At 71.3% G+C, this 10,298-nt stretch carries 12 protein-coding genes and 1 pseudogene; 8 read left to right on the top strand and 5 right to left on the bottom strand.

The window, feature by feature from the left end; genetic code table 11:
• A pseudogene (locus tag AB0D27_RS43780) lies at positions 1–147 on the top strand (2-oxoacid:ferredoxin oxidoreductase subunit beta); the annotation flags it as partial.
• An 11-nt stretch (positions 148–158) separates the two neighbouring features.
• Here the strand turns inward: AB0D27_RS43780 and AB0D27_RS43775 are convergent.
• Positions 159–563 (bottom strand): helix-turn-helix domain-containing protein, encoded by a 405-nt coding sequence (locus AB0D27_RS43775; protein ID WP_362520824.1) that lies wholly within the window; start codon positions 561–563, stop codon positions 159–161.
• 90 nt (positions 564–653) lie between these two features.
• Between AB0D27_RS43775 and AB0D27_RS43770 the strand changes: the two genes are divergently transcribed.
• Positions 654–1,508, top strand: coding sequence for an SDR family oxidoreductase (locus AB0D27_RS43770; protein WP_362520821.1), 855 nt, complete (start codon positions 654–656; stop codon positions 1,506–1,508).
• 151 nt (positions 1,509–1,659) lie between these two features.
• Entirely contained in the window at positions 1,660–2,622 is a 963-nt protein-coding gene (gene rarD, locus AB0D27_RS43765) for an EamA family transporter RarD (RefSeq protein ID WP_362520818.1), read from the top strand.
• Between the two features lie 116 nt (positions 2,623–2,738).
• Here the strand turns inward: rarD and AB0D27_RS43760 are convergent, their stop codons facing one another.
• The 4 genes from AB0D27_RS43760 to AB0D27_RS43745 are packed head-to-tail and all read right to left on the bottom strand — an operon-like array spanning position 2,739 to position 6,892.
• Positions 2,739–3,281 carry a hypothetical protein gene (locus AB0D27_RS43760; protein WP_362520816.1) on the bottom strand — a complete coding sequence of 181 codons (543 nt, stop codon included), beginning with the start codon at positions 3,279–3,281 and terminating at the stop codon, positions 2,739–2,741.
• Between the two features lie 43 nt (positions 3,282–3,324).
• Positions 3,325–5,166, bottom strand: a complete 1,842-nt coding sequence (locus AB0D27_RS43755; protein WP_362520813.1) for a hypothetical protein — start codon at positions 5,164–5,166, stop codon at positions 3,325–3,327.
• Positions 5,167–5,174: 8 nt separating this feature from the next.
• Positions 5,175–5,864, bottom strand: coding sequence for a hypothetical protein (locus AB0D27_RS43750; RefSeq protein WP_362520810.1), 690 nt, complete (start codon positions 5,862–5,864; stop codon positions 5,175–5,177).
• Positions 5,865–5,878: 14 nt separating this feature from the next.
• Entirely contained in the window at positions 5,879–6,892 is a 1,014-nt protein-coding gene (locus AB0D27_RS43745) for a peptidoglycan DD-metalloendopeptidase family protein (RefSeq protein ID WP_362520807.1), read from the bottom strand.
• Between the two features lie 195 nt (positions 6,893–7,087).
• Here AB0D27_RS43745 and AB0D27_RS43740 point away from each other — a divergent pair, with 195 nt between their 5' ends.
• The 5 genes from AB0D27_RS43740 to AB0D27_RS43720 form a co-directional block, all read left to right on the top strand.
• Positions 7,088–7,612 carry a DUF6668 family protein gene (locus AB0D27_RS43740; RefSeq protein WP_362520804.1) on the top strand — a complete coding sequence of 175 codons (525 nt, stop codon included), beginning with the start codon at positions 7,088–7,090 and terminating at the stop codon, positions 7,610–7,612.
• 25 nt (positions 7,613–7,637) lie between these two features.
• A complete protein-coding gene (locus AB0D27_RS43735) occupies positions 7,638–7,907 on the top strand; it encodes a hypothetical protein (RefSeq protein ID WP_362520801.1) in 270 nt (89 codons plus the stop codon).
• A 322-nt stretch (positions 7,908–8,229) separates the two neighbouring features.
• On the top strand, positions 8,230–8,529 hold the full coding sequence (locus AB0D27_RS43730; RefSeq protein ID WP_362520798.1) for a hypothetical protein: 300 nt from the start codon (positions 8,230–8,232) through the stop codon (positions 8,527–8,529).
• A gap of 29 nt (positions 8,530–8,558) precedes the next feature.
• A complete protein-coding gene (locus AB0D27_RS43725) occupies positions 8,559–9,326 on the top strand; it encodes a hypothetical protein (protein WP_362520795.1) in 768 nt (255 codons plus the stop codon).
• Position 9,327: 1 nt separating this feature from the next.
• On the top strand, positions 9,328–10,298 hold a 971-nt coding region (locus AB0D27_RS43720; protein WP_362520792.1), incomplete at its 3' end, for a hypothetical protein.

The raw sequence follows: 10,298 nt of genomic DNA, 5'->3' as shown, positions 1-10,298 counted from the left end.
ACCCCGATCGGCGTCTTCCGCTCCGTCGACCGCCCGGTCTACGACACACAGATGGCCGACCAGCTCGACACCGCCATCGAACAGAACGGCAAGGGTGACCTCGCCACGCTGCTCGCCGGCGGCGACACCTGGACGGTCATCGGCTGAGCGACGTCCCGTTACGAGGCCCGGGCGCCTGCCGCCCGGGCCTCGTCGTATGCGTGGCGGGCCTTCTCGACGTCGTCCATCCGCTCGTGGGTCCACAGGGCGAGGGCACGCACCTGCTCGGCGGCCTCGCGGCCCAGATCGGTGAGCGAGTAGTCGACGCGGGGCGGGATCACGGGCTTGGCGTCGCGGTGGACGAGACCGTCGCGCTCCAGGGTCTGCAGGGTCTGGGTGAGCATCTTCTCGCTGACGCGCCCGATCGCGCGGCGCAGCTCGCTGAAGCGGTGCGGCCGCTCGAGGAGCCGAATGAGCACGAGGACGCCCCAGCGGCTGGTGACATGCTCCAGCACCAGGCGGTACGGGCAGAGCGCCTCGCCCTCGACATTCCACTTGCTGACTGCGGGGGTACTTACGGCCATGCCAGTACCTTACTTCAAAGTGGGTACTTTCGAGAAGTTAGTACATCTCCTAGGGTTAGTGCCCTACCCGTCCACAAGGAGATACCCCTCATGAGCATCGTCGTCACCGGAGCCACCGGACACCTCGGCCGCCACGTCGTCGAGCAGCTGCTGGAGAAGGTTCCGGCCGACCAGATCACCGCGGTCGTCCGGGACAAGGACAAGGCCACCGACTTCGCGGCCCGCGGTGTGAAGCTCGCCGTCGCCGACTACAACACCCCCGAGACCTTCGACGGACTCTTCACCGCCGGTGACAAGGTGCTGCTCATCTCCGGCAACGAGTTCGACAAGGGCCGCGTCGGCCAGCACACGGGCGTCCTCGACGCCGCCAAGGCGGCCGGTGTCGCGCTCTTCGTCTACACCAGCGCCCCCGGCTCCCTGACCGCCGCCCTCGCGGACGACCACCGGGGCACCGAGCAGGCGATCCTGGAGTCCGGTGTGCCGTACGCGCTGCTGCGCAACGGCTGGTACAACGAGAACTACACCGAGCAGCTCGCCCCCGTCCTCGAATACCGCGCCGTCACGCAGGCCGCCGGTGAGGGCAGGATCGCCTCCGCCTCGCGCGCCGACTACGCGGCCGCCGCCGTCGCCGTACTGACGGGCGAGGGCCACGAGAACAAGACGTACGAGCTGAGCGGCGACATCGCGTGGGGCTTCGCCGAGTACGCGGCCGAGCTGAGCCGGCAGACCGGCCAGGAGATCGTCTACAACGCCGTTCCCGCCGACGTGTACACCGGCATCCTGACCGGCGCCGGGCTGCCCGAGCCGTTCGCCGCCATCCTCGCGGGCGTCGACGTGTCCATCGAGAAGGGCGAGCTGGCCGTCACCACCGGCGATCTGTCCCGCCTCGCGGGCCGCCCGACCACGCCGATCGCCGAGTCGATCAAGGCGGCACTGAAGGGCTGACTCCTCCTCGAGACCCCTGAGCGCCACCTCCGAACCCCTGCCTGTCATGACCGTATGGCGATACGGGCATGACAGGCAGGGGCGCTCGGCGTTACCGTCGTCCACGGCTGCTCCGCCGCGGGAGCGGCCGTCCTACGCGAGGGAGTCACCGGTGGCCGGGAAGTCGAAGGGCGAGCAGCGCATAGGTCTGCTGAACGGCTTCGCGGCGTACGGCATGTGGGGGCTGGTCCCCCTCTTCTGGCCGCTGCTGAAGCCGTCCGGCGCCGTCGAGATCCTCGCCCACCGGATGGTGTGGTCCCTCGCCGTGGTCGGCGCCGCGCTGCTGGTGTTGCGGCGCTGGGCCTGGGCGGGCGAGCTGCTGCGGCAGCCGCGCAAGCTGGCGCTGATCACGGTCGCGGCGGCGGTCATCACCGTCAACTGGGGCGTCTACATCTGGGCCGTGAACTCCGAGCACGTCGTCGAGGCCTCGCTCGGCTACTTCATCAATCCCCTCGTCACCATCGCGATGGGCGTACTGCTCCTTAAGGAACGGCTTCGGCCGGTGCAGTGGCTGGCGGTGGGCGTCGGCCTCGCCGCCGTCCTCGTCCTCACGATCGGATACGGCCAGCCGCCCTGGATCTCCCTCTGTCTCGCCTTCTCCTTCGCCACGTACGGGCTGGTGAAGAAGAAGGTGAACCTCGGCGGCATCGAGTCGCTCGCCGCCGAGACCGCCATCCAGTTCCTGCCCGCGCTGGCCTATCTGCTGTGGCTGGGCTCCAAGGGTGACGCGACCTTCGGTACGCACGGGACGGGGCACGCGGGGCTGCTCGCGGCGACGGGACTGGTGACGGCGCTTCCCCTCGTCTGCTTCGGGGCTGCCGCTATACGGGTGCCGCTGTCCACGCTGGGGCTGCTGCAGTACCTCGCGCCCGTCTTCCAGTTCCTTCTCGGGATCGTCTACTTCCACGAGGCCATGCCGGCCGAGCGGTGGGCCGGGTTCGGGCTGGTGTGGCTCGCGTTGTCGCTGCTCACGTTTGACGCGCTGCGGATGGCGCGGCGGGGGGTGCGGGGGGCTCGGGGGCCCGCTACGACCGTCGGTGCGGGGGCCGGTGGGGTGGTGCGGGAGCGCGCGTGAGGGTGTTTCGCCCCCTCCGCCCCTGCCCTCCCCGACCGTACCTGGGGGCTCCGGCCCCCAGACCCCCGTAATCGCGCTCCGCGCTCGTCCTCAAACGCCGGACGGGCTGAATTCTTTCAGCGGCGTGGGCCCCGGGGCACGGCCGATACCGCTGCCCCCGTCCCCATCCCCGTCCCCGTCGCTGGTGCTCGGCGCGTCAACTGCCTTGCCGTGGAGGCGCGTTCTGTCGTGAGGGCGTGCATGACGGCCGGTGTCGAGCCCGAGCGCAGGCGGGCCGCCACGGCCGTCGGTACCCGTCCGCCGACGGCGGCGTCGGCCGCGACGCGGGAGCTCAGAGCACCGACCTGGGCCAGGTGATGCCGCAACTGATCTCCGGTGAGCCCCTCGACCGGGACGCCGACCGCAGCCCGTACGGCGGCCGGGTGCGTCGGGATCGGAGCGGCGCCCCGGGGGCCGGCGGCGGATGCGGCGCGTGCGCGAGCGCCGCGCCGGTCGGCTCCGCCAGGCTGGCGCGTGCGCCAACTCACCGTGCCCGTCAGCTCGTTGACGGACACCTCGATGGGAGGGGCGGCGGGGCGCGAAGAGCGATGGCGGGCGGCGTGGGCCATGCCGCGATCCCGGCCCTGGGCGAGACGGGCGCCGCTCGGGTGGTCGGTCACCCGGGCCCCTGTCCTCCGGATCCCGCGACGGGCCCCGGGGTCGTCACTGACCATGGGCTCGGGGGCTCTGGGTGTAGGGGTTGTCGGCCAGGACGCGGGCGCGTTCGGCGAGGCGGCCCATGCGGGTGCGGGCCGACTCGAGCTGCTCGATGTCGTCGGCGGCCGGACCGCCGTCGGCCGCGAGCTCGGTCCATACGCCGATCAGGTCACGTCCGAGGTGCAGTCCCTGCAGGGGGTCGCGGACGGCGCGCCAGGCCGCCGCCGCGCTCTGTACGTTGCCGTACGCGGCGCGCGGGTCGCGGTGGCGTCGGCGGACCCCGGCGAGGTCGAGCGACAGGTGGAACGACCTGAGCGCGTCACCGGCCAAGTAGGCGATGTACGCGGTCAGTTCGCGCAGTTTCAGCACCTCCGGGTGGTCCTGGCCCAGCGACTGCGCCGCCTCCGCGACGGCTCGCTCCGCCATCTCGGCGGCGGCTTCGATCCTGCCCATCTTCACGGCCTCGTTGATCCGCGCCACGGGTTCCACGAGGAACGCCGGCGGACCGTCGCCCTCGGGCGCGGGCGCCAGCACCGCCTCGGCGACAGCGTCGAAACCGCGCACCGGAGCGGGTTTCGGTTCCGGCTCCGGTTCGCTGAGGGACATGGCCTCCATTATCGCGGGGGCCGCCTTCCGCACGGGAGCGGGTTCGGCCACCGGAGCCGGCCCGAACTCCCCCGTCGGAGCCGCCACCACCCCGGCCGCCGAATCCGGCACCGACCGCAGCACATGCGTCGCCGAACCCCCAGGCAACGGCTTCGGCTCCGCCACAGCCCGCAGCACGAAGGTCGACGGAACGGGACGGGCCGGTGCGGCGTCGGGGGCCGGGGGTTTGGGGGGTGTGGGGGGACGTACGGGTTCGGGAGCCGCGGGGGCGTGCGCGGCGGGAGCCGGGGCGGGAGCCGGGGCGGCCGGCATCGGTGCACTCGCCGCCATCGGCGCCGCTGCAGGAGGCAGGGCAGCACTCGCCGATGCGGCACGGTTCTGAGCAGGCTCCGGTTCGGCGGATGCCGCGGGCCTCGCAGGTTCCGGCGCCACGTTCGCCGTCGGCGCGGGCGCCGCGTTCGGCGTCGGCGCGGGCGCCACGTCCGTCGTCCGCGCGGGCGCCACGTCCGTCGTCGAGCTCGGCGTCGCCGCGGGCGCCACGTCCGGCGTCGGCACGGGCGCCACGTCCGTCGTCGCCGCGGGCGCCAGGTCCAGCGTCGGGGCAGGCGGGGGCGCCAGGTCAGGAGTCGGTGCAGGCATGCCGGTCGGTTCCGGTACCGCTCGCAACACGTACGTCGCCTTGTCCCGGCGGGGAACGGGCGGCGCCTCCGGGGCTCCGGTCGCCGCAGTCTCGGGAGACCGCTCGACGGGAGCCGGTGCCGGAGGCCGATGCGCCTCGGGCTCGCGCGGGTACTCCTGCGATGCCTGACCCGAACCGGGATCGCCCACGTACTCCTGCCGTGCCTGCCCCGCCCCCACCCGTACCGGCTCCCCCGCGTACCGGCTGGACCCGTCGACGTACACCTGGAGCGGTACGACGAAGCCGATGCGTTCGTCGTGGACGGTGGCAAGGACCGGGTGGCCGGTGGCGAGGGCGAGTCGGTGGAGGTAGGTGAGGACGGCGGCCTGGACGGTCTCGCCGGGCGCGGCGACAACCGGCATGCCGCCGACCGTCGCACCACCCGGGGCACCGGCTGGGGCACCACCCCCAGCCCCGGACCCGGCCCCGGTCATGCCCTCCGCGGACGCCGGTACACGCACCTCGATCGGAGTCATCCCGGCGGTCGGGTCCCCTCCGGGTACGGCGCCCGCCGAGCGCTGCCGCTTGAGTTCCCGCTTCTGTTCGCGGCTGAGTCGAGACATCGGTTCCCTCACGAAGGGGTGGACGGGGAAGGGGAAGCGGACGAAGGAGACGAAGGGGACGGGGGGACCGCGGCCTCCACCGTTGTCACCTCGTCCACACGCCATGGCCGGCCAGGGCCCGTACGGGTGAGCTTGAGGTAGACGTTCGCGCGCGGCCCCGTGCCCGTCCAGCCGTCGCGGCCGTGTGCCGTGCCCTCGACGAAGAGGGCGCGGTAGGCGAGGACGGCCGTGTCGGTGGGGCCGTCGCCGTCGTCGTCCGCGGTGACGGCCACCGTGGTCCACGCGTGGTGGCCGGCCCAGGTGTTCCAGTCGTTGCCCGCCCCGCTCGCGGGGTGGTACGACCGCTCGGCGGCGGCCTTCTTCGCCGTGAACCAGCGTGCCGAGCGCAATAGGGCGTCGTGCGGGCCGGAGTCGTACTTCGTGTCATAGCCGTACGCCACTTGCGCCCACGCCTCCGATACCTCCGTCGCGTCCGTTCCGTCGACACCCGTCGGGCGCGGCACCCGTGCGTCCGCTCCCAGCGGCCTGCCCGACGGGAGGGGCGCCTTCGGCGCCACGGACGGCACCGCGGAGGGCGACGAACCCGGCACGCCCACCGATTCACCATGGTCCCGCAAGCCACAGCCCGTCAACGCCACAAGCCCCGTGACGGACACGACCACCACGGCGGCCACCGTCCTCATCGGCGACGTCCTCATCCTCGCCTCCCTCCTCACTTCAGCCCCAGCCAGGGTGCCGGATCCACGTACTTGCCGTTCTGCATGACCTCGAAGTGCGCGTGCGGGCCGGTCGAGTAACCGGTGGAGCCGACCGCGCCGACCTGCTGGCCGACCTTCACCTTCTGACCGACACTGACGTCGATGGCGGACATGTGGTTGTACGTCGTCGAAATCTGGTCGCCATTGATGGTTCCGTGGGAGATGACGACGCGGTTGCCGTACCCGTTGGCCCAGCCGGCGGAGGTGACCGTGCCGTCCCGGGCCGCCTTGAACGGCGTACCGGCCGCGGCGCCGAAGTCGATGCCGGTGTGCAGCTTGTAGACGTGCAGGATCGGGTGCATGCGCATGCCGTAGGGCGACGTGACGGGCGGGTTGCCGGGGATCGGCATCGCCATCTGCCGGCCTTCCGGGAGCTTGCCCGGGGCGTCGTCCACCGACTCGTACTTGGCTATCAGCGACTTGATGCGGGCGACGTAGTTCTGGGTCTCGGTGTACGGGGGCATGCCGCCGTACTGGTGCACCGCGCCCGGGCCCGCGTTGTACGCGGCGAGCGCGAGGTCGAGGGTCTCGCCGTGCGCCTCGCCGCGACTCTTGTAGCCCTCCACCTGCTTGGCGAGAGCGCAGTCGTAACGGCCCTGGGCCATGATCGCGTCCCCGGGGTCGTACGGGGATATTCGGCCGTTGCCGTCGTCGTCGCGGCCCCAGGTCGTCCAGGTTCCGGGCATGAACTGCGACAGCCCCTCGGCGCCGACCGGCGACTGGGCGTTCGGGTTCCAGCCCGACTCGGCCTCGATCTGCGCGGCGATGACCGCGGGCTTGATGACATCGCACAGGGCGCCCGCCTTGAGGACCCAGGGCACGTACTCCTGCGGGACGGTGCCGTCCTTGAGTCCGCCGCCGCCCGTGCCCGTCCCCGTATCCGCCTCACTCGGCGATCCGCTCACCGCGACCATCATGACCACCGGCATGATCACCGCGGCGAGACAGCCGCCGACCACCCAAGTCATGGCGCTTCCGCCCCCGTTGGACATCGGCTCCCCTCACTCAAGATCCAGTCGTGTATATGCAGTTGAGTCTCTCGGCTCACACCCGCTCCATGCGTCACCACGACGTCACAGGCTCGTCCCAGGAACTCACGCCCCGTTACCTAACCTGTCCGGGCGCCGTGAAGATCGGTGTGCGGACGACGGAGGAGAGTGACGATGCTGGGTAACGAGCGGCACGGGCCGACCGGCCCCGAGATCTGGATTCGCGGTCCGGTCGGCGAACCGGAACCGCAGCAGCGGGACGAGCCCGTGCAACCCGCCGTGACCGCACGGCGGTTCGCCTGGGTCGCCACCCACGGCGGGGCCGGCGCCTCGACGCTCGCCGCCGTCTTCGGCGGCCATGACGCGGGCCGCAACTGGCCGCGTCCGGAAAACGGCGAGCCGGGCTCGGTGCTCCTCGTCGGGCGTACGCACGCAGCCGGACTGGACGCCGTCTCGCACACCCTGGACATCTTCCGGCGCGGCGACGCGCCCCCTGGGCTCGACCTCGACGCCATCGTCCTGGTCGCGGACGCGCCCGGCCGGCTGCCCCGTCAACTCACCCAGCGCATCAAGGTGATCGCCTCGGTGATCGACGTCTACCGGGTGCCCTGGGTGCCCGCGTGGCGCACCGGCGACCTCACCGGCCCGCCGCCGCGCGAGCTCACGCCCCTGGCCCGGCTGACCGGAGCCGCACCCTGACGTCACATTCCCCAAGGAGAACGCAGTGAACGCTGTCCACACGGCGAGCGGCATGCTACTCGCCGACGCCTATGTGCCCGGCCGGAATGTCACCGGACCGCTCGACCAAGTCCTCGGTTACATGGCCTGGTTCGTCACCGTCGCGGCGGTGGCGGGGCTGATGATCATCGGTTCCCGTATGGCGATCGCTCTGCGCAGCGGCGAGGGCGAGGAGCATCTGAGCCAGTTCGCCCTGGTCATGGGCGCCTGCGTCATCGGCGCCACGGCGGGCCCGATCGTCTCCTTCGTCTACTGAACCGCCACACACCGCCACACACCACACCTCACCGCCACACACCACACCTCACCGCACCCACCGAACCCCCGCCCACAGGGCGGGGGTTCGCGCATATGACGACCGGTACTTCATGACCATCTCTTCCCGTCTGTCACGGACACGTCACCGACAGGTGCTGGATCACTACATCGCTTGGCCTGACCTCACAGCAGTCGCCAAGCTCACTGTGCAACCGGGAACTCGGGCGCCACAGCGCCCCCCACCGACCCAGTGCCCAGCTCAACCACCGCTCACATCAAGAACGTTGTCGGCCGGCAGCCGACCACATCGGGGAGAAGCCATGCTCAAGGCGATAGCAGCCAAGGCCCACCAGTACATCTACCTGGCGGACGGAAAGGTCCCCAACCCCAAGAGCGACGCGCCGGGCGAGCTGACCGGCAAGGTCGACACCGTCCTCGGCATCCTCGCCTGGGCCGGTACCGCGGCGGGCGTCGCGGGTGTGCTGATCACCGGCGCGATGATGGCGATCTCGATGCGCCGCGGCGAGGGCTCCGAGCACATGGGCCGGCTCGGCATGGTCCTCGGCGGCTGTGTGCTCGTCGCCACCGCGGGCCCCGTCGTCACCTTCGTCTTCGCCTGACCGTCACCTGACCCGATTGGAGGACATCCATGCTGAACTCCGGCCGGTCCCGCGGGGGCAGCGGGGAGTGGGAGCAGCCGTTCTGGCAGCAGCGAGGCTGGATCCTGTCGGCCGGGTTCCTGCTGGTGCTGCTCGTGCTCGCCGTGTTCACGATGGTGACCAGCGGCGACGAGGACCCGGCGGGCGCGTCGGCCGACCCGAGCCCGACATCGAGCGCCACGCCGGGCGGCGGCGGCAGCGGTTCGGACACCCGGCCCGCCGGCTGCCGCACCGACGACAGCGACCAGGCCAAGCCGACCCAGGCGCCCGGCGACTTCCGCTGGAAGGCCGACGGCACCGGCCTGGTGCCGGTCTCCAAGACGGCGGGCCCGCTCACGTACGACGGACCGGTCTGGTCCTGCTTCGCGCACACCCCGATGGGGGCGGTCCTCGCCGCCCACGCCATCACCGACCACCTCAGCTACCCGGGCTGGCGCCAGGTCGTCGAGCGGCAGGTGGTCCCCGGCGCGGGCCGGGACGCGCTGGTCGCCAGCCGTTCCCAGGACGAGGACAAGCCCACCTCGGGCAAGGCGGACGCCGGCGGCTACGCCGGGTTCTCCGTCCTCTCGTACAACAAGCAGGAGACGACCGTGATGTTCCTGCTCCGGGGTCCCAACGCCGGTACGTACGGCTCCGCGTCGGTGACCGTGCGCTGGAAGGACGGCGACTGGAAGCTCGCGCCCGACACGGACGGCACGATCTACTCGGGGATGGCGCAGGTCAGCGGCACCACGGGCTTCGTCACCTGGGAGGCGTGAGATGTCCTGCACCTGGAAGGTCTACGACTGTGTGGGCGACGGCCTGAAGTGGGGCCTGGGACAGACCGGTGAGGCACTCGCCAACGGTGCCGTGGAGACCTTCGCCAAGGCGATCGGCGAGGGCGCCTCGGAGGTCCTGAAAGCGCTCAACGGCGTCTGGATCGGCATCAGGGTGAACGACGCCAAGGGGCCGGCCACGCTCATCATCAACGAGACCAGCTGGCTGGTCGCCTACGTCGCGGTGGCCTCACTGCTGTTCGCCGCGATCCGTATGGCGCTGGACCGCAAGGGCCAGCCCATGAAGCAGGCGTTCATGGGGATGTGGAAGGTCATCCTGGTCAGCGGGATCGCCGTGGGCGTCGCCCAATCCCTGAGTGCGGCGTCGGACGCGTACGCCGCGGACGTCTACGGCAAGTCCCATCTCGGCGACAAGGCGGCCGAGATCCTTGGGGTGATGACGCTCGACCAGCCGGGCCTCGTTCTCATCTTCGGCCTCCTGGTGATGCTGTCGAGCTTCGTGCAGATCTGTCTGATGTACATCCGTATCGGCGTCATGATCATGCTGATCGGCACCCTGCCGCTGGCCGCCGCCTCCTCGATGACCGGCTGGGGAGAGGGCTGGTGGAAGAAGCACATCGGCTGGCTGGCCGCCTGGCTCCTCTACAAACCGGCCGCCGCCCTGATCATCTACTCCGCGACAGCCATGACCAACAGCAAGAACGAACACGGCGACACCGACCTCAACGCCAACATCGCCGGTATGGGCATGCTCATCCTCTCGGTCTTCGCCCTGCCCGCACTCCTCAAACTGATCGTCCCGGCAACAGCAGCCCTCGGCGGCACCTCCGGCGGCACAGTCGCCCTCAACGCGGCCAACAACATCGCCACCGGCGCCGTCAGCATCGCCGCGGGCGGTGCCGGAGGCGGCGGAGGCGGATCCGCGGCCGGCGGCCCCAAGGGCTCCCCGTCCAC

Origin of the sequence: Streptomyces sp. NPDC048415 (genome assembly GCF_040651675.1) — a bacterium.
In the GTDB taxonomy this organism is placed as follows: domain Bacteria; phylum Actinomycetota; class Actinomycetes; order Streptomycetales; family Streptomycetaceae; genus Streptomyces.
The sequence above is the reverse complement of the archived record's forward strand: the minus strand, read 5'-3'. Positions and strand labels throughout refer to the sequence as shown.

Excerpts from the sequence above, each read along its gene's own strand:
- AB0D27_RS43775 (WP_362520824.1), bottom strand. The coding sequence starts at position 563 with ATGGCCGTAAGTACCCCCGCAGTCAGCAAGTGGAATGTCGAGGGCGAG.
- AB0D27_RS43770 (WP_362520821.1), top strand. The coding sequence starts at position 654 with ATGAGCATCGTCGTCACCGGAGCCACCGGACACCTCGGCCGCCACGTC.
- AB0D27_RS43755 (WP_362520813.1), bottom strand. The coding sequence starts at position 5,166 with ATGTCTCGACTCAGCCGCGAACAGAAGCGGGAACTCAAGCGGCAGCGC.
- AB0D27_RS43750 (WP_362520810.1), bottom strand. The coding sequence starts at position 5,864 with ATGAGGACGTCGCCGATGAGGACGGTGGCCGCCGTGGTGGTCGTGTCC.
- AB0D27_RS43745 (WP_362520807.1), bottom strand. The coding sequence starts at position 6,892 with ATGACTTGGGTGGTCGGCGGCTGTCTCGCCGCGGTGATCATGCCGGTG.
- AB0D27_RS43740 (WP_362520804.1), top strand. The coding sequence starts at position 7,088 with ATGCTGGGTAACGAGCGGCACGGGCCGACCGGCCCCGAGATCTGGATT.
- AB0D27_RS43730 (WP_362520798.1), top strand. The coding sequence starts at position 8,230 with ATGCTCAAGGCGATAGCAGCCAAGGCCCACCAGTACATCTACCTGGCG.
- AB0D27_RS43725 (WP_362520795.1), top strand. The coding sequence starts at position 8,559 with ATGCTGAACTCCGGCCGGTCCCGCGGGGGCAGCGGGGAGTGGGAGCAG.